A 22,787-nucleotide genomic window follows, 5' to 3' on the forward strand; every position below is an offset into this window, starting at 1 on the left:
ATTTTCAGGAACCATCTCCCCACCTCCTGTTTTTAGTTTATCAATACGGATGTTCGGATACAAGCCGCGGTTTTCAGCCTGTAGATTTAGTTAAGAAGCAACAAATTTGCCAAAGGAGGTTTGCCAAATGCTAGGCATCAATAGAAAAAATTGGAAATGGCTGCTGCTTTTAGCCTATCCTCTTACCCTGCTGGGCAGGATGTTGGCCCGACCGTCCCGTAAAAGACATAAATAGTTAGGAGTGGGAACAACTTTGCGCCCTTTGCTTTACCTGCTTTTGTCGTGTCTGCTTTTTATCACACCCGGCTGCGGGCGGGTCAATGTAGATTTTACCGACCCTGAAGCTGTAACACAGCAATTTATGCGGAGTCAAGCCGGCAACGACCGCAGTGGGGTAAATGCAGTGATTACCCCGGAGCTGAAAAATAAATTTAAGGCACAAAAATTATATTTGGGAGATCGGGTAAAATTACGCAAATCACGGCTTAAAGAGAGTGAAATCCGCAAGGCCTGGGATGAACCAACAAAAAAAGTTTACCAGCTTAACTACGCGGTCAGTTACCTGGAAGGAAAAGAAACCAAAACCCTGCGGCTGCGGGAAGCGGTATCTTTGACCAATAAAAACGGTAATTGGTATATCGATGATTACGTCACGGAAAAATGATTAAAAGCTCCATCATCCCAAGATGGAGCTTTTTCCTTTAATGATGCTGCTCTCCCACATCAATCTTCTCCGCCGGAGTGTCCTCATCATCAAGTCCGGTAAAATTCTCGTAAATTATCCCATCATCGCCAATTTCGTAGGGGATATGATCCACATCGTCTACCATCCCCACATCCTCGTCAAAATCATAATAGATCTCGGGGTAATGTCCCGCATTTGGTACGTCGGAAGGAGTGTCGGAAGTGCCGAAACGCGCTACATCCTGCCAAGCATCCTCCCCGTCATACATAATCTCATCTTCCGCCTCACCCAGCTCCAGCGGAGATTGATCGTGAGTTAACCCGCCAAAAGGTGGAACAATTACATCCTCTTCTATAGGACGCGGGTGTCTGTCCCCTTCGCCTTCAAATTCTTTTCTACAGTCCAGGCACAAGGTAGTCTCCGGAGCAGCCTCCAGTCTTTCAGCAGGTATCTCCTGACCACAGATATTGCAACGACCGTATGTGCCAGCCGCAATTTTTTGCAGGGCATCCTCTATTTTCTGCAGTTGAATTATGGCATTGTCCCTCAGGGCCAAATCTTTGCTGCGTTCAAAAAGCTCGGAACCTGAGTCAGCAGGATGATTGTCATAGGAAGACAACTCACTGAGGCTATCCCTCATTTCAGTATGCAAACCTGCTGCTTGTGTAGCAGAATCTGTTGAGTCTATTCCTTCGATTAGCCGCAGGTAAGCGGAGCGCATTTCTTCCAACTGTTTTTTATACTTGACAAATTCAGCTTTCATCTTGGCCTCCTAATTTAAAACGTGAATAACTTTATCCTGGCTCCACCTGGCCGGTGCCGGCGGCTCTTCGGCGCTGTAGCCAAGACTCACCACTGCCGTTGGAATATGAGTTGGCGGCAAGCCTAAAACTTTTTGAACCTCCCCTTCGTTAAACCAGCCGATCCAACAAGAACCTATGCCGTAGCCGGCAGCCGCCAGCAGCATATAGCCAGCCGCCAGCGCAGTATCCTGAATACAGTACAGCTTCTCTCCTCTTTCCCCATACTTTTCCTTGGACACTTCCGGCAGCGCGCATACAACTATGTTGGCTGCAGCCTTTCGCACCGTTTCCTGGTCATTGCAGGCCGCCGCCAGCTTCTCCTTGAGCAATGGGTTTAAAACCACGTAAAATTCCCAAGGCTGGAGATTGCCGGCAGAAGGCGCCCAACGGGCCGCATCCAGGATTCTGCCCAATGTAGCTTCCGGAATAGGTTGGCCGGTAAAATTGCGAACGCTTCTGCGCTCCAAAATGCATGCGATCACATCTTTGGTCATGGTTTAGCCTCCTTATGTTAGCTTTGTTCCCGCACCATCCTGATAATATCTGCGATAAAATCGCTGAGCACGGGCAAATTGAGCAGTACAAGCCGTTGGAGAATGTAAATAATAATAGCCCCTAACAAGGTGAAGCCCACTGCCATACCAACTCCCCGGGCCGCCCCCGCCAGGAAATTAGTCCAAAGGAGCCTTTTGGGATCCCTGAGCATTTCCACATATTCAGCTAAATTTAACCGCTCCATTCTGCCTATTAACTCTGCGGTTTTATCCTGTAATTCGGTAATACCGGGTTCTTCTTTTTTGTATTCAAGCATCTTCTCACCTGCCCAAGTATTACTTAATTTACCCCAAAACGAGCAGAACAATTAATGAAAGCTGGTAAATCTATAAAAGAAAAAGTCCTGCTAACGCAGGACTTTAACCCGGTCACCGTTTTTCAGCAAAGCGCAGTTTGCCTCGTCGGTATCAACGTGCAATTCTGTGGCATATTTGGGGCTAACCCGCAGCAAAACGTTATCAAAAACGATTCCCCGCTCACCAGGGACTTCCACCCTCACAGTCTGACCGTTTTCCAAACCATATTTGGCAGCTTCGTCAGGGTGCATATGAATATGCCTGGCTGCCAGGATTACTCCTTCTTTTAAAGCCACAACCCCTTTAGGCCCAATTAGAGCAATTCCGGGTGTATCCTCCAGATTGCCCGATTCCCTTACGGGGGGCTTGACACCCAGCTTAAAGGAATCCGTTAAAGAAACTTCAACCTGGGTTTTTTTCCTGGTAGGGCCCAAAATTCTTACACCTTCTATAGCACCTTTAGGCCCTGCAATAATCACCGTTTCCTGGGCTGCGAATTCGCCTGGCTGGGACAAATCTTTAATTTTGGTCAACTGATAACCTTGTCCGAAAAGAGTATCTAAATCCCCCACCGTTACATGCACATGCCGGTTGGAAATCCCAACGGGAACGGTTATTTCCATGCCGCCGACCGGTTCACCGGCTCTGTCAACTTGATCGAAATCAGGCATTGCTTTTCTCTCCTTGTCTGCTGTTCTCTCAAAACTAGTATATGATAAACAATCCTGGTTATCCGGGTAAAATGTTAGCTTTCCATCCTGATTTTGTATCAGAGCATATTTTTAGGCTGTTAAATTATTAACAGCCCAGCTTGTAGACAAAGCCCACATGTATTATTTCGCTCTGGACAAGCTCGCACGCGTTGACCTTTGGCAAAGCCTCCGACAGCTGAGCGAAACCAGTCCCGCTCCATAAAACATGTGGGCTGATAAGAGTTTGTCGACGGTCTGGTCTGTTAAATAATTAACAGCCTTCTTTCAGAAAATCAGCATATTGCTCGCTGGTCATCAGTTTAGCAACTTGTTCGGGTTTAGTGAGCCTAATTCGCACCATCCAGCCTGTATCGTAGGGGTCTTCATTTAACAGTTCAGGTGAATCAAGCAGTGCTTCATTAACCGCTATTACTTCGCCGTCAACGGGACTGTAAACGTCGGAAACAGCTTTGACTGATTCAATCACCCCAAAACTTTTCCCTTCCTCTAGCGTGTCATCTTCCCCTGGTAGTTCCACATAAACAACATCACCCAGGGCTTCCTGAGCATAAGAGGTTATGCCGATTGCAGCCTCTTCACCTGTCACTAATAGCCATTCATGATCCTTAGTATACTTGCGATCCGACGGATACAAGAAACACCCTCCTCTCACGTGTTTAATTCCTTGTTATGCTAAATTCGCAATGACTTCCGCACACCGGGAGCAAATGGTGGGATGTTCAGCTGTTTGGCCTACTGTGGGACTGTAGGTCCAACAACGCTCACATTTTTCTCCGGGCGCCACGGTGACAGCCAGCTTCAATCCTTCGATGTCGACTGCCTGAATAGCATTATTCGGAGCCTTTTCCATGGTAGCCACTTCGACGGCAGAAACAATAAACAGAGTTGCCAGCTCTTTTTCCATTGGTTTTAAGAATTGGTACCAGTCTTCATCGGCATAGACACTTACCATTGCATTTAAGGAGTTGCCAATGATTTTTTCCTGACGGGCCAGTTCTAAAGCTTTGGAAACTTCTTCCCTGACCTCTATCAGTTTATTCCACTTTACTTCCAGTGACTCGTCCAGGTATTTTTCCTGTACTTCAGGCCAGCCGGCCAGTTGGACGCTGACCGGGCTGCCCGGCTGTTTAGGAATATAACGCCACACTTCTTCACTGGTAAAGGCTAAAATAGGCGTGATGAGTCTCACCAGGGCCATGATAATTTCATACATTACGGTCTGCGCCGCTCTTCGGGCCGGATCATCCGGTCTGGAGATATACACCCTGTCCTTGATAATATCCAGGTAGAAAGCGCTCATATCGACTACACAGAAGTTATGGATGCTGTGGTAAACCACATGGAAATCATAGTTCCGGTATGCTTCCGTAACTTTTGCTATTAACCTGTGCAGTTTCAACAATGCCCAGCGGTCAATTTCCAGGAACTGCTCGTAAGCCACCTTATCCTGTTCGGGATTAAAATCATACAAGTTTCCTAACAGGAACCGGCAGGTATTCCGGATTTTGCGGTAAGCTTCAGTCATCTGCTTCATGATGTTGGGCGAAGCGGCCACGTCCCGTTTGTAATCGGCGGAAGCCACCCAAAGCCTTAAAATGTCTGCACCCATCTGCTTGATTACGTCCAGGGGATCGATGCCGTTGCCAAGGGATTTCGACATTTTTCGCCCCTTTTCATCAACCACATAGCCATGGGTGAGCACCGCCTTGTAAGGCGCTTTGCCTGTGGTCGCCACCGCAGTGGAAAGGGAGGAATTAAACCAGCCGCGGTGCTGATCGCTTCCTTCCAGGTAAAGATCCGCCGGCCACGCTAAATCCGGGTTGTCTTTTAAGACTGCAGCATGGCTTGAGCCTGAGTCAAACCACACATCCATAATATCCGTTTCTTTGCGAAAAACCTGATTTCCACACTTGCCGCATTTTAAACCGGGAGGCACTAAATCATTTGCTTCCTTGGCAAACCAGATATTGGAACCGTGCTTCCTGAATAATTCCTGGACATGTTTAATTGTTTCATCTGTGATAATGGCTTCGCCGCATTCAGCGCAGTAGAAAATGGGTATGGGAACGCCCCAGGTGCGCTGGCGGGAAATACACCAATCACCCCTTTCAGCCACCATGTTATGAATCCTGTCCTCTCCCCAGGCAGGAATCCATTTGACCTCTTTGATAGCCTCCAGGGCTTCTTTTCTGAAACCGTCAATTGATGCAAACCACTGCTCGGTAGCCCGGAAAATTACCGGATGTTTACACCTCCAGCAGTGAGGATACTGGTGCTGGATGAAGTCCAAGCTGAGCAGCGCTCCGTTTTGCTCTAAATCTTTTGTGACAGCCTTATTGGCTTCGTCATATGTTAAACCGTGGTACTGGGCACCTTCTTCCGTAAATCTTCCCCTGTTATCCAAGGGAGAAATAACCGGCAGATTATAGCGCCGCCCCACCTCGTAATCCTCCAAGCCATGGCCGGGAGCGGTATGGACACAGCCTGTACCGGCTTCCAGAGTGACATGCTCCCCTAGGATTACAAGCGAATCCCGCTCAAACAAGGGATGCCGGCAAACCACATGCTCCAAATCACTGCCTTTAAATGTTTGGATGATCTCACCCGGTTGTAAACCGCAAGCCTCCAGAGCTTGGGCATAAAGCCCTTTTGCCATTAAAAGCCTGTCTTCCCCCACCCTGACTAAGACATATTCAAAGTCAGGATGTAAAGTAATCGCCACGTTGGCAGGAATAGTCCAGGGAGTTGTGGTCCAGATTACCACATAAGCATTTTGCGGATCAAACAGTCCTTTAGAGTCCTTGACGGCAAATTTCACGTAAATGGAAGCGGAACGCTTATCCTGGTATTCCACTTCCGCTTCAGCCAACGCTGTTTCGCAATCGGAACACCAGTAAACCGGCTTCAAACCTTTATAAATATAGCCCTTTTTCGCCATTTCCCCAAAAACCCCGATTTGGGCAGCTTCGTATTCCGGGGATAAGGTCAGATAAGGATTATTCCAGTCACCCCGTACACCCAGCCTTTTAAATGATTCTCTCTGGATGTTGACAAATTTTAAAGCATACTCGGCACAGCGCTCCCGAAACTCCACAGCGTCGATTTGGTGGCGGTTGAGCTTTAAATTTTTTATCGCCTGCTGCTCAATAGGAAGACCGTGGGTGTCCCATCCCGGTACATAGGGGGCATCATAACCGGACATGGAATAAAATTTAACTACCATGTCCTTTAGGACTTTGTTTAATGTTGTTCCTAAATGTATATCACCATTGGCGTAAGGAGGTCCGTCATGCAGAATGAATTTAGGTTTGCCCTTGTTGGCTTCCTGGACTAATTTGTAAATATCTTGTTCTTCCCAAAAACTCAAGATTTCAGGTTCCCGCTGCGGCAAATTGGCCCGCATGGGGAAGTCGGTCTTAGGTAAATTTAAAGTCTGATCGTACTCCACTTTCGCGTTCACCCTTTCCTAATATAAAGAAAAACTACAAATAAAAAAGTCCCGTCACTAAAGGACGAGAGCTTCATTCCCGTGGTACCACCTTATTTACGTTAAGTCTTGCTTAACGTCACTTCTTCAGTCCTAACGGCGACTCACCGGGGCATCCTACTCCAAAGTTTCAGACCCCAACTCCCGGGTGATCTTCGACTAAGCTTCAGTTACCCGGCTTCCACTCTCCCGGGCTCGCTAAAACCTTGGCCTAATCTACTCTCCCGTTCATAGTTTTTATCACAAAAACATTTATAATTAATTATACCACACCGATATCTGAAGTCAAATTCTGCCGATACTTGCTGATCTGACCTAATATGCCTTTGACCAGCCAGAAAGATATTTGCCCGTTTTCCTCCATACACTGGTCTTCCTGCAGGTCCTTTCCATTGTCTTTTATAAAACGTACAAATAAAATTGCTGTATCCTGGTTTTCAAGGCAAGCAGCCAATTGGGCCGCCTTCTTATCCACAGCAAAAACATTGCCTTCTTTGATTTCAACCGGGGTAGAACTGTGCAAACTCCCGACTACTGTTCTGAAAACGCTTAACTCTTCCATTTCATCCACAGCCGCCAAACACCAGTCCACCAATTTGGCATTTGTTGGCCGCATATCTATTTCCCCGGCAATTAAAATATCACCGGGAGCCAACGGTGGGCTGTACTCCTCTGCAAATCCTAAGGAAATAATATAAGGTATTTCTTCTGCTCCTATCAAGTCAAAAGAATCCAGGGGTTCAATATGCTCACAGCTCATAATTAAAACCGGCTGATTTTGCAATTTCCCTCTGGCAATCTCAATTCCTTGCCACTGTTCTACCTGTCTGAAACTTAAATGCTCTTTAAGTAAAACATACCCCTTATCGGAATTGGTTAAAATGGCAATTCTCATAAACTTCGCCTGTCAGGCTTATTTCCCCCTTTGCATATCCCTTGGTACTGATCACTCCAAGCTTCTCGACTTACGCCGACTCTCTATCTATTTCCCTTTCCGGCATTTCATTTTCCAGCATTTCCAAATAAGTGAGAAGGAATGATTTTAGTTGGGCTTTACAGCTTTGTGTTTTTTTGCGAATGAGTTCGTATTCCTCTTCCATGGCGCGGATTTTTTGTGCTGCTTCGTCAAACATTTTTTGAATCCGCAGCTGGCTTTCCTGATTTAGCAGTTCACATTCCCTGGCCGCGTTGGCTTTTAATTCTTCCGCGGTTTGCTGAGCCAAAATCAAAGTATTATTTAAGGTTTCTTCAATCCTTTTATACCGCTCCAGCTCGGAAGTCAGTCTCTGCACCTCTTCTTTTAACTCCTGATTGTCCCGGTACATCTGCTCGTAATCCCTTAAAATACGCGACATGAACACATTAACTTCATCTTCACTGTAGCCACGTAAAACCTTGCGAAATTCCTTATTTTGAATATCCAGCGGAGTGAGAACCATGAACACACCTCCATAATTGCAGTTGCCGTCAGCTTAACGTTTTCACATAAAGCTTTCGACGAAATAAGCCCCGTTTCCTTTAAAAGTTACAAACGGAACTGGATAAAAGTTTTACTCTTTCAGCATTTACAAAAGGCTGCAAAGCTTAATCTACCTGCACATCTAAAGCAAGCGTTTGAGCACAATCCCTACCCGTCCTTTTTTCGTTGCCCCTGTTACATCTTCAACTATGAGTCTGCCTCTTCCCCTGCAGGAAATGGTATCGCCTTTTTGTACCGGTTTGGCAGGGTCGGTAGTTTCTTTCCAGTTCAATTTGACTTTACCGTCTTTAATCTCTTCAAGCATTTGACTCCTGGATAAACTAAAACCGTGGCTGCTTACTGCATCAAGCCGCAGGGAAGCCACAGTTGTTTTAATTTGCTTGAAATTTTCTTCTCTCCCAAATTGAGGTTCTATTTCCGAGAGGGGAGCAACTTGAACCGGAACATTGCCTACCTGGCGCAGATTAGCCGCAATGTAAGAAGTGAGTTCCTGGGCTACCACTGTCAAACAGTACTGTTCACCGATTAAAATGTCCCCGATTTTTTCCCGACGTATGCCCAAACCCAATAAGGCTCCTAAAAAGTCGCGGTGCTTTAACGCAGTAAATTTGCGCCCTCCCGTGATTTTCAAGATGCCTATTTGCGGCTTAAGATCCTCTGGTTCAAGATAACCGGGGAACAGCACTATTCTCTGCCGTTCCGCCTCTCCATGCCCGCCCTCGAAAACAAATTTTAAATCCGGCAAACCCCTTAGAATATCCTTAGCTAAACCGGTATAACGGGGTTCGAGAAAATCGGACACAGCAACTTCATGCTTCGTTAGAACCCTTTCCGCCAGATCAAGTATTCTGGTCATGCAGGCCCGTTCTTCAGCATCGGCTATAAATTTGAGCAACTTTTCCCTGTTCAACATCATAGGCGCAGTTAAAACAAACTCAACAACAATCGCTGTACTAATTGCAAAACCAGAATGGCTACAAAAGGCGAAAAATCGAGAGGCATAGCGCCCCGCGGCATGATCCGCCTGATTGGGGCCAGAATTGGTTCTGTTATTTCGTAAATAAAACGAATAACGGGGTTTCCGGGGTCATGGGAAACCCAAGAAAGCAAAACTCTGGCGATAATTAACCAATCTAAAACCTCGATAGCAACGTGAATTATAGTTTCAATAGACTGCATAACTCACCTCTAATTATGACTTAGCTCTTTTGCCCGTTTTTCCGCCTCCAACACAGCATTCATCACTGTAGACCGTAAGTTCCCCTGCTCCAGGGCAAAGAGAGCAGCAATAGTTGTACCTCCAGGAGAAGTAACCATATCCTTTAATTCCGCCGGATGTTTACCTGTAGCATGCACCATTTTTGCTGAACCTAAAACAGTCCGCACTGCCAATTTTCTCGCTAACTCACGGGGCAAACCCACTTTGACACCGCCATCAATCAAAGCTTCTATAAACAAATAAACGTAAGCCGGCCCACTGCCGCTTACGGCGGTTACCGCATCAAGCAACTTCTCGGGCAAAGAGAGCACTTCGCCCGTGGCTTGAAAAATCCTTTCAGCCTTTTCTAAATCCTCAGGGGTTACAGCCTGGTTCACAGCTAACGCTGTAATACCTTCTCCAATCAAACAAGGAGTGTTTGGCACAGCGCGAATAATAGGAGTTCCATGGGGCAATGACTGCTCTAAGTCCCGCAGAGTCACGCCGGCTGCAATGGAAATAAGGAGCCGGTCCCTGGGAAAGTCCAAGGAAAGTTCTGCCAAAACCTGACTTATTATCTGCGGCTTTACCGCTAACACAATAATTTCCGCTCTCTCAACCACAGCCAGATTATCGTAATACGTGCTGACTGCATACTTTTGTTGTAATAAATTGCGCCGTTCGGGGGCCGGATCGCTGACAATGACTGCCTCCGGTTTGACAATTTCCGCCTTTAGCAAGCCGGATATAATGGCTTCTGCCATCTGTCCCCCGCCGATGAACCCAATGGTTTTGTCCAATTATTAACTCACCTCTAGTTTGAACTGGTAAGAGTAAAGATGTTTTTTTCGCGGTAACCAGCTTCCAGATCCCCTGCCACATCGACGTTATTTGGTACAAAGAGAATTATTGCCGCACTGACTTTCTGCATGCTGCCCCCCAAGGCGTATATTGATCCGCTTAGAAAGTCGACAATTCTCTTGGCCAGTTCCCTTTCAACCTCTTCTAAATTAACAATTACCGGCCTCCTGTTTTTCAAATGATCCGCAATATTTTGCACCTGTTCAAAAGCAGTCGGTTTCACTACAACCATTTTCATAGCTTTAGGAGCCGGTAAGCTCACAATATTGTTTTTTTTGAACCGTTCTTTTTGTTCATTCCAGGGTACTGCTTCCTCACGGCTAACATTTTCTTCCTCTACCTCTTCAATTTCAAATCCCATAAAACTCAGCACCTTATCCACCAACTTCGCCATTTTTGTTCCTCCTTATTTAGCTTCGTGCTCCGAAAATAGCTGTTCCAATCCGGATTAAGTTCGCTCCTTCTTCGATGGCCACCTCAAAATCGTTAGTCATGCCCATGGACAGATACCGCAGCTCTATTCCCGGGATAGCTTTAGCTCTCAACTCTTCGCTCAAAAGCCTTAAACGTCGAAATACAGGCCGTGCTTCTTCCGGATCCTCAACCAGAGGAGCCATAGTCATTAAACCTGAAATCCGTAAACCATCCAAGTTGGCCACATTCCTGATAAAAGCTTCGGTTTCTCCAAGCTTCAGCCCATGTTTGCTTTCCTCTTCCGCCACATTGACTTGAACCAACACCGGCATTTCCTTTCCTGCCTGACGCGCCCTTTTGGAAATTTCCTCAGCCAGGGAAAGACTGTCCAGAGAGTGAATCAAAGCAACTTTATCAATAATGTACTTCACTTTGTTGGTCTGCAGGTGCCCGATCAAATGCCATTCTACCGGTTTATGCAGTTCAGGAAATTTTCTATTAATCTCCTGCACCCTGTTTTCTCCGATAGCAGTAACACCTGCCTCTATTGCTTCCAGCATCTGGGGAATTCCTACCGTTTTAGTAACGGCAATTAATTTAATTTCTGCCGGATCACGTCCAACCCTTTCAGCCGAAGCAATTATCTTTTTTTTGACTTCTGCCAAATTTGCAGCAATTTGCGACAACTTAATTCCTCCTGACCGTTACTAGAATATTTTTCTACGTTTTAGCAATATTTCCTGCTATCTTGACCTAAAAGTGCTCAATGATAAATTATTTACCAATAATGCCAGGGTTGACTAAAATTTCATCCCCCGGCTCAAGCCCTGAAACAGCAGCATTATCTCCTACTCGTCCTTTAACTTCCACCTCTGCAAAGCGAAAATCCCCCGTTAAGGCTTTGAATACCCCTTGGGATTCACCCTTATTTATCAAAGCGCTTGTAGGAATGATAATGCCCCGGTAATTGTGCTTCACCAGTTCCAAATCAATGAGCCGCTGGTGTAAGAGAATATCCGGGTAATTACTGCTTTCAGCCTGAATCCGCAGCTCTCCCTTTTGAGCAACTATTTTGGTTACTTCCGCCTGCCACTTTTTGGTATTCCCAGGTACTTTCAAAACAATCTCGTCCCCAACCTTCGGCAACTCTTGGTAAGCTGCCTTGGGAACTGTAAAATCAAGCACAAGCGGCTTTAGATTATTGATTACCTTCACTACCGGGGAGCCGCTGTTTAGCATGCCTTCCTTAACCGGTGACGTATCGGAGGAAGTTTTTAAATTCTCCTTTAATGCCTCTACATCCAGGTTAAAGGTGGCGGCAGGCGTAACCACACTTTCCATGCTGTCAGGATGGTAACACACTATCCCTGCTTTGTTCGCATAAATAGCATACTGGGGTTTTTCCATGTCCTGTGTTGACCCTTCACCGACAATTTTGGCAATTACAGCGCCCTCCGGGACACGCTGCCCCTCCTTAGCAATGACCTGCAGGGTTCCACTGACTGGTGCGTTGAATACCCATTCATGCCGGGCAACAATTGCGCTGACAGCTATCTTGTCCTCCAACTCACCGTAATCCACCCTAATCGTTTTTGCTAATTGATTAATAATCAGTTTCTGGGCTTGCCCGATTAGAAGCCAAGCCAGCAAGACGAGGAATGCAATCCCCAATAATTGTACAAATTTGCGACTCACCACTTGCTTTCGCCGCTCTTTTTCCAAACGAAGTCTTCTGGGAGTGTATGGCATAGAATCCTCTCCCGTATTAGTTGCTGTTATTTGTAACCAATATTCTGTGCATAAATTGGCATTTCCTGCCAAAGCCTATTTAAGCATGAGCAGTGCTGCCATCCTGCCTGTTTTACCTTGCTCGGCCCTGTAAGAGAAAAATAATTCCGTATTGCAACTGGTGCAATACCGGCTGTAGCTAATATGTTCTGCTTTCACTCCTACTTCCTGCAAGGCATAAGCATTGGCGTGCCATAAGTTCAACAGCCATTTGCCTCTTGGCGCAGGCTGCAGAAACTGTTCGGAGACGTTAAAATTTGCAGCTAATCTTTCCACCACTCTCCCGTCCACTTCATAACAACAGGGTCCAATGGAAGGGCCGATGCCAATCAAGCAGTTATCGGGTTGACTGCCGAACTCAGCTTGCATCCGCAGCACTGTCTTCGCTCCAATCTTCAGCACCGTACCTTTCCAGCCAGCATGGGCCAAACCAATAGCAGGGGTTACCGGGTCTAAAATAAAGATGGGAACGCAGTCAGCATAATATGTGCTTAAAGGTACCCCCGGCATCCTGGTGATTAGGGCATCGGTCGACAGCAATGCCTGCTTGTAAAGAGCGGCGCCTCTTCCTTTATCCTCCCATACTGCAACTCTTATATTTTCCCCGTGAACCTGTTCCCCGGCAACTAAATCCAAATGGTTAATTCCTATAGCACTGCAAATCTCCCGGCGGTTTCTCGCAACCACCTCAGGGTTATCGCCCACATGTAAAGCCATATTTAAACTTTGAAAAGGCGCTTGGCTAAAGCCACCCAGCCTGGTAGTAAAACAATGGTTTACTAAATTGGTGGCCGTAAAGGCGGGGATGGTTAAATAAGCCAGTTTACCATGCTGCTCTAGTTGAAAGTCGCTGTTCATCTCAACACCTCGCCTGACTTGTTTAGTATATTATATCCTATTTTATGGTACTACAGTAAATAAATAAATAACTCAGTCTCAAGGGCCTGATTTACAGCTCGTAGACAAAGCCAGCATGTATTATTTCGCTCTGGACAAGCTCCTACGCCGTTACCGGCAGCATAGCTGCCGACGGCTGAGGAAACCAGTCCCGCTCCATAATACATGCTGGCTGATAATAGTTTGTCGACGGTCTGTGACTCAGTCTCAAGGGCCTGAGTTATTTACTAATTCCTTTGGACTTAGACTGCCAATTGGACAGCCCGTCCGCTGTACAGGGATTCCTGTACTTTAATCAGCCGCTGGTTGCGGGATCCCCGGTAAGGAAGGCTTAGATCCCGTTCTTCCAAAAGGAACGGTCCGTCCACCAGCAAATCAGCCAGCTGAAGTAGTTCCCCAATAACAGGATCCATTTCCGCCAGAGCCAGCAGTTCTTCGAACAGATAACCAGTATAAATGACTAAATCCATCCCTGAACCCTTGATTTTCCTCCCGAGTTCCGCAAAAGCAGCAGGCTGCAGGAAAGGCTCGCCCCCGGAAAAAGTGACTCCTTTTAAGAGCTTATGGGCTTTAATCTCCCGGTAAAGCTCAGTTACAGTAGTTACCTTGCCCCCGTTTAACGGATGGGTTTCCGGGTTATGACAGCCCGGGCAATAATGGTTACACCCCTGGGCAAAAACCACAAATCTAATTCCCGGTCCATCCACTATGCTTTCCGGGATTGTCCCTGCAATGCGGATTTCCATTATACTCACTTCCCTGCCTCATTTTGCCCTTACATATGGGCTACCCGATCTCTTAATTCGGCCTTTTTAGCATCGTTAAAGCGGTCTACAGTGCTGAAATAACCGGTAATTCTTCTGACCCTGCGGATTGGACCCGCACCGCAGACCGGACATGTTTCATCGCTGATTACCCCCTGGTGGCTGCAGGTGGTACAAAAATCAATGGGATAGTTAATTCCCGCGTATCCCATATCGTTATCCCTCATATGCCTTAAGATGGCTTCCACAGCCTCGGTATTGGCCAGAGGGGGAGACTTTAGTTCCACATAACTGATATGACCGCCATTAGCAAATTTATGGTAAGGCCCTTCCAGGGAAATTTTATCGTATAATGAAATGGGAAAGCTTACCGGAATATGGAATGAATTAGTATAGTACTCTTTGTCCGTAACCCCCGGTATAACTCCGAACTCTTTGCGGTCAATAGCCACGAACCTCCCTGACAGCCCTTCTGCCGGCGTAGCCAGTAGCGTATAGTTTAAGTCATATCTTTGCGCGTATTCATCTATTTTGTTCCGCATATATTCCACAATTTGCAGCCCCAGTGCTTGGGAATCCGGACTTTCGCCATGATGCTTGCCCGTAAGGGCTGTTAAAGTTTCAGCCAGACCAATATAGCCTACTGATAGCGTGCCGTGTTTGATTGCGGGTTCAATTGCATCATTTTCACCTAAATTATCAGAATCCAAATAGATGTGTTGTCCCATCAGGAACGGCATGTCTTTAACCTTTAGCTTGGCCTGGACTTGATAACGGTGGTACAACTGCCTCACAGCCAGATCAATGGCGTTATCCACCAGCTCATAGAAAATGTCCACATTGCCCCCAGCCCGAATGGCAAGTCTGGGTAAATTGATAGTGGTAAAAGACAGATTGCCCCTCTTCTCCGTTATTTCCGGCCCTTTTCTGTTAGCCATGACCCTGGTCCGACAGCCCATATAGCTGACCTGATCGCCATAAGGACTGTTGAAAGATGAATCCATGAAGCTAAAAGTGGGATTCATCCGGCGGCTGGCAACCCGTATAGCCAGTTTAAAAAGATCGTAGTTGGGATCTCCTGGATTAAAGTTAACTCCTTCTTTTAAACGGAAAATTATATTGGGAAAAATCGGATTTTCTCCTCGACCCAAACCTTTTTCGTAGGCCAGCAGTAGGTTGCGGGTTACCTTCCTGCCACCTTCGCTGGTATCAGTTCCAATGTTTAAACTGCTGAAAGGAACCTGAGCCCCAGCCCGCGAATGCATGGAATTTAAATTATAAATCAGTGCCTCCATAGCCTGGTAAGTTTCCTCTTCGGAAGCTTCTACCACATAAGGCGCGATATCCCTGTCAAAGAAGGGGAAAGATTGCCCGCCATGCATATCATTCTGGCAGCTCTGCAGGATGATGGCAGCCAGCGCGGTGGCGGAAGACGGTCTTTTGGGAGGACGGATATATCCGTGTCCATTATCGAAACCGTTGCGCAACAGCTCTCCCAAAGGGATCTGCACACAAGTAAGGGTTTTGGCATAAAAGTCAAGGTCATGGATATGTATATCTCCCCTGGAATGAGCAGCAGAAAATTCTTCCGGTATTAAACGGCTGAGATAGTATTTCTTGCTGGCTGCACTGGCAATCTGCAGCATTTTGGCTGAAGGTGAGTTGCTGACATTGGCATTTTCCCTGCTTGTTTCCGCCAAAATTTCTTCAACTGCATCCATTAGATCAGACTTTGCCTCCCGAATACGGGTACGTTTAGAACGATACAAAATATACGCTTTGGCGGTTTTAGCATGTCCAGTCTCAATCAGCACTTTCTCCACAACATCTTGTACATCTTCAACAGTAAAAATATTGCCATTGAATGTGTTTTTTAAATTTTTTAATACTTCCAAAGTAAGCTCCACAGCCGTTTGCCTGTCTTCGCCGCCCACGGCTTGAGCCGCTTTAAAAATGGCATCAGTAATCTTAGCTTCGTTAAAATCCACAATTCTACCGTCTCTTTTTTTTATCTTGGTAAACATCCAAACCGCCCCCTATTTTTCAGTAATTGTTTTCTTCAGCAGACTTTCCAGCTCATGCATAAAAGTTTGCAAATCTTTGAATTCCCGGTAAACCGAGGCGAACCGGACATAAGCCACGGCATCCAATTGTTGCAGCCTGTCCATTACCAGTTCGCCTATTTTCTCGCTAGTAACTTCCCGCTCCATGGTATTTAGTAATTCCTTCTCTATATCCCTCACTATAGCCTCTAGCTTTTCCATGGCTATAGGCCTTTTTTCACATGCTTTGATTAAACCTACCAGAAGTTTGTTGGGATCAAAAGACTCCCGTTGTCCATTCTTTTTCACAACCATCAGGGGAAGGACCTCTATCTTTTCATAAGTGGTAAAACGCTTGCCGCAATCCTGGCATTCCCTGCGCCTGCGTATGGAATGGCCATCATCAGCCGGCCGGGAATCTAATACTTTAGAATCACTATAACCGCAAAAAGGACAACGCAACGCCACAACCTCCTGCCTCTTTAATTCTGAAAGGTTTTTAAGAGCTTTAGCGCGAATTAACACCTCAATATATGGTGCATTTCTTATTATATGCCCCTATATTTAGTATGTCAATTATTTACTGTGTAAGAATTAGTGACACTGGTAAGCATTTCCGCCAAGAATCCGACTATTATCGCCCTTTTTCTTTGTTTTTCTGCTTAGTTTTATTTTAGGGCAAAATAAAAAAAACAGCCCTCGTTTTCCAGAGAGGCTGCCATTATGATAGTTAATAATCAGCTTGTAGACAAAGCCAGCATGTATTATTTCGAACAGCGGTCAGGGGACACACCTCTTATGCGTGTTGTCCTCTTATGCTGAGGAATGTCCCCAATTAATAAGCTCCTACGCCGTAACCGGCAGCATAGCTGCCAGCCTAGAGGAAACCAGTCCCGCTCCATAATACATGCTGGCTGTTAATAGTTTGTCGACAGACACCCATGCTGCTGTGCAGCACCATCAGAAGAATGAAAAATTGTAACCCATTGTGTGTAGCTGCGACATATGACAAGCCATAGAGCGCTCTGTGAAGAGTTTGACTGTAAGCGGCCGAGCAGCATGGACGCTGCGAGAGCGCTGGAGTGGCATGGACGCCGCGTCAGCGCGTGCCGCTGGAAGTCAAACGATGAGCAGAAGCAGCGCTCTTGGCGATAGTCTTTGGAGCAGCAGACACAAGGGTTAACATTTTGAGGGTAGTCTGAGTTAATAGTGTTAGTTATTTAGTATTAAAAGATTTGGTTAATTTTCAAAATAGCTAACCACATGTCAGTCATGTCTGGGATCGGTGAAGTTCTGCAGTTCGACCAAAATTACGTCTACGCCTAGTTTTTTAATCTTCTCCCAAGGGATAACAATGTCATCATTTTTGCCGAATAACCCCATAAATTTCCCAGAACCGGGCAAAATTAAAGCAGTTACTTTTCCCCTTTCAATATCAACATCTATATCCTTAATTACACCTAACCTACGCCCATCTAACACATTGATCACGTCCCGCATCCGCAGATCAGAAACTTTCAACATACCTCCACCCCCTCATTACGGCCAAGTCCACTAAAATTATATGACTCCTAGTCCAAAATATTGTCAAAAAAGAAAAAGAACGTTAAATAACGTTCCTTAAGGGACGGGTCTTTTCAGGTTGTTGATCTTGCCTGCGCAAAACCTCTAGAATCTTAAACCTGATTTCCACTGCATTTTTCTGCTTAGAAGCTTCCTCTTTTCCTTGCAATACGGCTTGCGCCGGGTCTTTTGCAGCCAAGCTGTTGGAAATATCCACGAAACATAAAGGTGGAAACAATACACACCACCAGTTTTGACCTTTGCCCTCGCCAAGGACGACCCTGAGCGCTTCGTAGTTACCTGCCGGTAAAGTAAAGTCTCCATAGGTCTTAGTAGGAAATGCAAAGTTTCCTAAAGTTACTTCCACGGCATAATCTTTACCCCAGGCCCTTACTTCATTATAAGCCGCTTTTTTAATCTCTTCTTGTTTGTTTCTAATAATTGCTCTGGCCTCGTCCAGTGATGTTACTTTGGCAAAATCAGGCCCAAACTGTTCAACCAGCCGGTCCCTCACCTTCCTTTTCAAGGACTGATCTTCCAAAGAGTCGCTATTGGCAATCACATGAAAACGGAGCAAGTTGGAGTTATTATAAGCAGGCTGTGCTGTTTTACCCAATGAAATAACCCCGATAACCCCCATGAAAAACAATATCCCCAGTATTACCAAACCTCTCCTCTGCACATCTTTTCCCCCTTAAATATGTTTCTTCATATGACTTAGAGCTGCTTTTTCAAGCCTTGATACTTGCGCTTGTGAAATTCCTATTTCTTCTGCAACTTCCATCTGGGTTTTGCCTTCAAAAAACCGTAAGGTGAGAATCAATTTTTCCCTATCAGTGAGCTTACTTAGCGCTTCCCGTACAGCAATGCCTTCCAACCAGTTGGTGTCATAATTTTTTTCATCACCAATCTGATCCATCACAAAGATAGGATCCCCACCGTCATGGTAGATGGGTTCAAACAGAGAAATGGGCTCCTGAATAGCGTCCAGTGCAAATATAATTTCCTCTCTCGGAATATTTAATTCCGAAGCTATTTCCGTAATAGACGGCTCCCGGGAGTTTTTATTGATCAAAGCATCCCTGACCTGCAGTGCTTTATACGCTACGTCTCGCAGGGACCTGCTGACCCGGATTGGGTTATTATCCCTTAGGTATCTGCGAATCTCACCAATAATCATTGGGACGGCATAGGTGGAAAACTTCACGTTCTGCTCCAGGTCAAAATTGTCAATAGCTTTCATCAAACCAATGCAGCCGACTTGAAACAAATCATCCACGTATTCCCCTCTGTTGGTGAAACGCTGGATAACACTTAAAACCAGGCGGAGGTTACCATTTATTAACTTCTCCCGGGCAGATTGATCTCCGTTTTGCATCGCTTTAAACAGCTGTCGCATAACTTCGTTGGATAAAACCGGTAGCTTTGAGGTATTGACGCCGCATATTTCTACTTTGTTGACCATCAAAAATGCATACCCCCACCCTCTACAAATGTTCTTTTAAACATTCTCAAATTCATTTTTAATTATTGCCCGCCGCACTTGCTTTTATACCGCACTGGAACGGGAACACGAAAACTTAGCTACGCAAAATTACAGCCAAAAAATAAAAAAGCATTAACAATGCTTGACTAAGGAAGCTTTTTGGTTACTCGTAACGGAAAATAACAAACTAAGGAAGAATATACTTTCTAAGGAAGAATATTCTTTCCTACTCATAATAAAACAAACCGTTTCGAACTTCCTCTTAACCAGGAAATTCTAAACGGTTTGTTTACATATTATTCATCAGTCCCTAGTCCCCATTCCCCAGAATCGACTAAACGCCTCGTACTTAGTCCTTGGCAGCAGCTTACACAGAGTCATTGGTCGTTAGTCATTAGCACCTGCTCGTCGTCCAGTCCTCCTTACTAGCTAATAGCTGGCAGCTGATGGCTGATAGCTGAAAGCTGAAAACTAATGATTAACGACGGCATTATCCTGCTGGCTACTGGTGCCGCGCAGCAGCATGGGCGTACATTAGCTAATGACTCTTGCTGTTATGTTAACTGATGGCAAATGGCTGACAGCTACATGCATAGTGCATACATACTATTCCATCCGATTGATTTCCTTGCGCAAACGCTTAATAATTCGTTTTTCCAACCTGGATATGTATGATTGCGAAATACCCAAAAGATCGGCTACCTCCTTCTGGGTTTTTTCTATCCCGTCCACCAGCCCGAAACGGAATTCCATAATCTTCTTCTCCCTGGCTGAAAGTTTTTTCATAGCCTGCTGCAGCAGTTTTTTGTCTACCTCTTCCTCAATGGATTTATAAATAATATCGTTGTCGGTACCCAAAACATCTGATAACAATAGCTCATTCCCGTCCCAGTCAATGTTCAGCGGCTCATCGAAAGACACTTCTACCCGGGTTTTATTATTTCGCCGCAAATGCATCAGTATCTCATTCTCAATGCACCGGGAGGCATAAGTAGCAAGCTTAATTTTTTTTTGCGGATCAAAGGTGTTAACAGCTTTAATTAAGCCAATGGTGCCGATGGACACCAAATCCTCTATTCCTACGCCTGTATTTTCAAATTTCCTGGCGATGTAAACTACAAGCCGAAGATTGCGTTCAATCAGCACCCCTTTGACCGCCAAATTACCCCGCTCCAGTTGGGTAATTAAGATGTTTTCCTCATCATTTGATAACGGCGGGGGCAAAGCTTCGCTGCTACCAACGTAGTAAACTACATCTAAAAGTGACAATTTCTGCAATAAGCGCATGATAAAAAGCCTTATACTCCATTTAGCTTGTAAAATCTTTTTCTGTATCAACTGACCCGCCTCCCCTATGTCTTTAACGTCTCACGCAGCATATCCAGATGTAACAGAGCCCGGTATAAACCTTCCGGCGAAAGCGACCTGTTACATACTGCCACAACCACTTGGCGTACCTCGACAAGTTTTTCCTCCATCTGGACAAACACCAAATCAGGTCGAAAAGCTAACATCATGCTACTTTTTTCCCCTATCGAGTTAAACGGGATCAGGCGTAAACGCTTGGCCCACCACATATCAGTCAACAAATTGGAAAGTTTCTCCAGCTCGGGCTCCTCTCCGGTTTCGAAAGCTTGCCGAACTGCTTCAGGCAAGATTTTTTTCAACACACTGTATTCCACCACCATTACCGGATGCTGGGTAAGCGGGTCTTTCAATTGGTTGCCGGTATCAAGCAGCGCTCTGACGGGGACCGATTTATTCCCAAAACGTATTACCACCGACACATGCAGCAAACTGGCCAGAAAGCTCTTTTTTAAATACCCCGCCCCAAAGCGGCTCACAAGCACCACGACAGCCAAACCTGCCAGCAGCCAATAGGCTTTAATATTGCTCAGCGAAACCAGGATTCCGTTCAGTACGCTGTAACTTTCAGCATTGCTGTCAAAAAAGTAAACGGCCCCAAGCATTGCCCCCGCTGTAGCAAACGCCACCATGTAAAAATAACCGATTGCGGCCAAAAACCTCTTCCAAGACACGTAAAAAAAAGCTATAGCTACCATTAGGAGCGAAAACACAAATTTCATGCCATAGGTAAACAGCCAATGCAGCTCAGGCAGAAATAAGGCCAGGGTATAAGTGGAACCCAACAAAGCAGCCAGCGCTAACCTCTTTTTGGAGGTTTTAAAATGCCCAAATTTGGATGTAGCCCAAAGAATCGCAAAATCCATGAGAAAATTGATTAAAAAGACTACATCCAAATAGACTACATACCCGTTTCCCACAGCCATCCCCGACCCAGGAAGTGCCAACTAATTATTACCAGTATATGCCGCTGGTTCTAATTTAGCACTCCGACTTTAGAAATAATTATACTATAAGACTTTGGCAAATAATGTCACAACCTGCTTACCCCATAACTATCTCTTTGACACTGAAGCCGCTTAAGGTGTCTATATTGTAAGAAAAGATGACAAAAAAAAAAGCGGCGCTACTTGGCACCGCCCAGACCGTCGACAAACTATTATCAGCCCGCATGTATTATGGAGCGGGACCGGTTTCCTCTGCCGTCGGCGGCTTTGCCAAAGGTCAAAGGCGTAGGAGCTTATTAATTGGGGACATTCCTCAGCAAAAGCTAACAGCATGCATAAGAGGTGTGTCCCCTGACCGCTGAAATAATACATACGGGCTTTGTACCAAATTTATTTTCTTCTTAAGAAAGCGGGAATATCTAAGTCATCGGAAGTAAAAGGCTTAAACTCCAGTTCCTTGTCAAGCTTCGGTTTTACCGGCTTTTGATCAAAGCCGGTAGCGATGACAGTAACCCTGATTTCATCCTGCAAACTTTCGTCAATTACTGCCCCAAAAATGATATTAGCTTCAGGGTCAGCAGCAGAAGAGATGATTTCAGCCGCTTCATTTACCTCGAACAGGCCCAAATTCCCGCCGCCGGTGATATTTAAAAGCACTCCTTTGGCTCCTTCAATGGAAGTTTCTAAAAGCGGACTGGAGATGGCCATTTTCGCCGCCTCGGCTGCTCTCTTTTCTCCACTGGCCCTGCCGATACCCATCAAGGCAGAACCTGTGTCCTTCATGATTGTTTTAACATCGGCAAAATCCAGGTTTATTAAACCGGGGACAGCAATCAAGTCGGAAATACCCTGCACACCCTGACGCAAAACATCATCGGCAATTCTAAAAGCTTCGGTAATGGAGGTCTGCTTGTCAGCTACCTGCAGCAGCCTGTCATTGGGAATGACAATTAAAGTATCCACTTTACTTCTGAACTCCAGAATACCTTTCTCTGCCTGGTCTGCTCTCTTTCTCCCCTCAAAGGTAAAAGGCCTGGTTACCACACCTACAGTCAATGCGCCTATTTCCTTGGCGATTTCAGCGACCACCGGCGCAGCCCCTGTGCCTGTTCCACCGCCCATGCCGGCGGTTACAAACACCATATCAGCTCCCTGTAAACTTTTTAAAACTTCATCCCTGCTCTCTTCAGCAGCCTTTTTCCCTATTTCCGGGTTAGCGCCTGCCCCCAGTCCCTTGGTCAACTTTGTCCCAATCTGTAATTTGGTAGGAGCTTGGGACAAACGCAATGCTTGGGCGTCAGTATTTACTGTAATAAACTCCACACCCTGCAAACCTGCTGCAATCATTCTATTCACGGCGTTATTGCCGCCACCCCCTACACCTATGACTTTGATAGCGGCAAACTGTTGAAAATCCATATCCTCAAATTCCAGCATTGTAAA

Annotated in this window: 25 protein-coding genes and 1 other annotated feature; of the genes, 1 reads left to right on the plus strand and 24 read right to left on the minus strand. The window is 45.7% G+C overall.

The window, feature by feature from the left end:
- The first annotated feature begins 253 nt into the window (after positions 1 to 253).
- Complete coding sequence (locus EYS13_RS06355) at positions 254 to 664, plus strand: hypothetical protein (protein ID WP_227767049.1); 411 nt, start codon at positions 254 to 256, stop codon at positions 662 to 664.
- A gap of 37 nt (positions 665 to 701) precedes the next feature.
- Here EYS13_RS06355 and EYS13_RS06360 read toward each other — a convergent pair whose 3' ends face one another.
- From EYS13_RS06360 to ftsZ, 24 genes are all read right to left on the minus strand, one after another.
- Positions 702 to 1,448, minus strand: coding sequence for a TraR/DksA C4-type zinc finger protein (locus tag EYS13_RS06360; protein ID WP_227767051.1), 747 nt, complete (start codon positions 1,446 to 1,448; stop codon positions 702 to 704).
- Positions 1,449 to 1,457: 9 nt separating this feature from the next.
- Positions 1,458 to 1,982, minus strand: coding sequence for a nitroreductase family protein (locus EYS13_RS06365; protein WP_227767053.1), 525 nt, complete (start codon positions 1,980 to 1,982; stop codon positions 1,458 to 1,460).
- 17 nt (positions 1,983 to 1,999) lie between these two features.
- On the minus strand, positions 2,000 to 2,299 hold the full coding sequence (locus tag EYS13_RS06370; protein ID WP_227767054.1) for a DUF5665 domain-containing protein: 300 nt from the start codon (positions 2,297 to 2,299) through the stop codon (positions 2,000 to 2,002).
- A 90-nt stretch (positions 2,300 to 2,389) separates the two neighbouring features.
- Positions 2,390 to 3,010, minus strand: a complete 621-nt coding sequence (gene pduL / locus EYS13_RS06375) for a phosphate propanoyltransferase (protein ID WP_227767055.1) — start codon at positions 3,008 to 3,010, stop codon at positions 2,390 to 2,392.
- A 292-nt stretch (positions 3,011 to 3,302) separates the two neighbouring features.
- On the minus strand, positions 3,303 to 3,686 hold the full coding sequence (gcvH, locus tag EYS13_RS06380) for a glycine cleavage system protein GcvH (RefSeq protein ID WP_227767057.1): 384 nt from the start codon (positions 3,684 to 3,686) through the stop codon (positions 3,303 to 3,305).
- Positions 3,687 to 3,719: 33 nt separating this feature from the next.
- Positions 3,720 to 6,500: an isoleucine--tRNA ligase gene (gene ileS / locus EYS13_RS06385; RefSeq protein ID WP_227767058.1), complete on the minus strand. Its 2,781-nt coding sequence runs from the start codon at positions 6,498 to 6,500 to the stop codon at positions 3,720 to 3,722.
- Between the two features lie 57 nt (positions 6,501 to 6,557).
- Positions 6,558 to 6,780, minus strand: a binding site (T-box leader).
- Between the two features lie 21 nt (positions 6,781 to 6,801).
- Complete coding sequence (locus tag EYS13_RS06390; RefSeq protein WP_227767060.1) at positions 6,802 to 7,434, minus strand: nucleoside phosphorylase-I family protein; 633 nt, start codon at positions 7,432 to 7,434, stop codon at positions 6,802 to 6,804.
- A 70-nt stretch (positions 7,435 to 7,504) separates the two neighbouring features.
- A complete protein-coding gene (locus tag EYS13_RS06395; RefSeq protein WP_227767061.1) occupies positions 7,505 to 7,978 on the minus strand; it encodes a DivIVA domain-containing protein in 474 nt (157 codons plus the stop codon).
- A gap of 162 nt (positions 7,979 to 8,140) precedes the next feature.
- Positions 8,141 to 8,914 (minus strand): YlmH family RNA-binding protein, encoded by a 774-nt coding sequence (locus EYS13_RS06400; RefSeq protein WP_227767063.1) that lies wholly within the window; start codon positions 8,912 to 8,914, stop codon positions 8,141 to 8,143.
- Between the two features lie 29 nt (positions 8,915 to 8,943).
- Entirely contained in the window at positions 8,944 to 9,198 is a 255-nt protein-coding gene (locus EYS13_RS06405; RefSeq protein WP_227767065.1) for a YggT family protein, read from the minus strand.
- Positions 9,199 to 9,207: 9 nt separating this feature from the next.
- The gene (gene proC, locus EYS13_RS06410; RefSeq protein ID WP_227767067.1) at positions 9,208 to 10,017 is read right to left on the minus strand and encodes a pyrroline-5-carboxylate reductase; all 810 of its coding nucleotides are present in this window, start codon (positions 10,015 to 10,017) and stop codon (positions 9,208 to 9,210) included.
- Between the two features lie 14 nt (positions 10,018 to 10,031).
- Positions 10,032 to 10,472: a cell division protein SepF gene (locus EYS13_RS06415; protein ID WP_227767068.1), complete on the minus strand. Its 441-nt coding sequence runs from the start codon at positions 10,470 to 10,472 to the stop codon at positions 10,032 to 10,034.
- 16 nt (positions 10,473 to 10,488) lie between these two features.
- Positions 10,489 to 11,178: a YggS family pyridoxal phosphate-dependent enzyme gene (locus EYS13_RS06420; RefSeq protein ID WP_227767070.1), complete on the minus strand. Its 690-nt coding sequence runs from the start codon at positions 11,176 to 11,178 to the stop codon at positions 10,489 to 10,491.
- 88 nt (positions 11,179 to 11,266) lie between these two features.
- On the minus strand, positions 11,267 to 12,241 hold the full coding sequence (locus EYS13_RS06425) for an efflux RND transporter periplasmic adaptor subunit (protein WP_227767072.1): 975 nt from the start codon (positions 12,239 to 12,241) through the stop codon (positions 11,267 to 11,269).
- A gap of 75 nt (positions 12,242 to 12,316) precedes the next feature.
- Complete coding sequence (gene pgeF / locus EYS13_RS06430; protein WP_227767074.1) at positions 12,317 to 13,138, minus strand: peptidoglycan editing factor PgeF; 822 nt, start codon at positions 13,136 to 13,138, stop codon at positions 12,317 to 12,319.
- A 281-nt stretch (positions 13,139 to 13,419) separates the two neighbouring features.
- Positions 13,420 to 13,923: an anaerobic ribonucleoside-triphosphate reductase activating protein gene (gene nrdG / locus EYS13_RS06435; protein ID WP_227767820.1), complete on the minus strand. Its 504-nt coding sequence runs from the start codon at positions 13,921 to 13,923 to the stop codon at positions 13,420 to 13,422.
- 29 nt (positions 13,924 to 13,952) lie between these two features.
- Positions 13,953 to 15,965, minus strand: a complete 2,013-nt coding sequence (gene nrdD / locus EYS13_RS06440) for an anaerobic ribonucleoside-triphosphate reductase (protein WP_227767076.1) — start codon at positions 15,963 to 15,965, stop codon at positions 13,953 to 13,955.
- A 12-nt stretch (positions 15,966 to 15,977) separates the two neighbouring features.
- Entirely contained in the window at positions 15,978 to 16,445 is a 468-nt protein-coding gene (nrdR, locus tag EYS13_RS06445) for a transcriptional regulator NrdR (protein ID WP_227767078.1), read from the minus strand.
- Between the two features lie 804 nt (positions 16,446 to 17,249).
- Entirely contained in the window at positions 17,250 to 17,507 is a 258-nt protein-coding gene (locus EYS13_RS06450; RefSeq protein WP_227767081.1) for a YlmC/YmxH family sporulation protein, read from the minus strand.
- Positions 17,508 to 17,589: 82 nt separating this feature from the next.
- Positions 17,590 to 18,228 carry a stage II sporulation protein R gene (gene spoIIR / locus EYS13_RS06455; RefSeq protein WP_227767083.1) on the minus strand — a complete coding sequence of 213 codons (639 nt, stop codon included), beginning with the start codon at positions 18,226 to 18,228 and terminating at the stop codon, positions 17,590 to 17,592.
- 12 nt (positions 18,229 to 18,240) lie between these two features.
- On the minus strand, positions 18,241 to 19,014 hold the full coding sequence (gene sigG, locus EYS13_RS06460) for an RNA polymerase sporulation sigma factor SigG (RefSeq protein ID WP_227767085.1): 774 nt from the start codon (positions 19,012 to 19,014) through the stop codon (positions 18,241 to 18,243).
- Positions 19,015 to 19,638: 624 nt separating this feature from the next.
- Positions 19,639 to 20,367, minus strand: a complete 729-nt coding sequence (gene sigE / locus EYS13_RS06465; RefSeq protein ID WP_340641281.1) for an RNA polymerase sporulation sigma factor SigE — start codon at positions 20,365 to 20,367, stop codon at positions 19,639 to 19,641.
- Positions 20,368 to 20,384: 17 nt separating this feature from the next.
- Entirely contained in the window at positions 20,385 to 21,317 is a 933-nt protein-coding gene (gene spoIIGA, locus EYS13_RS06470; RefSeq protein WP_227767088.1) for a sigma-E processing peptidase SpoIIGA, read from the minus strand.
- 417 nt (positions 21,318 to 21,734) lie between these two features.
- Positions 21,735 to 22,781 carry a cell division protein FtsZ gene (ftsZ, locus tag EYS13_RS06475; protein ID WP_227767091.1) on the minus strand — a complete coding sequence of 349 codons (1,047 nt, stop codon included), beginning with the start codon at positions 22,779 to 22,781 and terminating at the stop codon, positions 21,735 to 21,737.
- Positions 22,782 to 22,787: the final 6 nt, after the last annotated feature.

The sequence above is a fragment of the Zhaonella formicivorans genome (genome assembly GCF_004353525.1).
GTDB lineage: Bacteria > Bacillota > DUOV01 > DUOV01 > Zhaonellaceae > Zhaonella > Zhaonella formicivorans.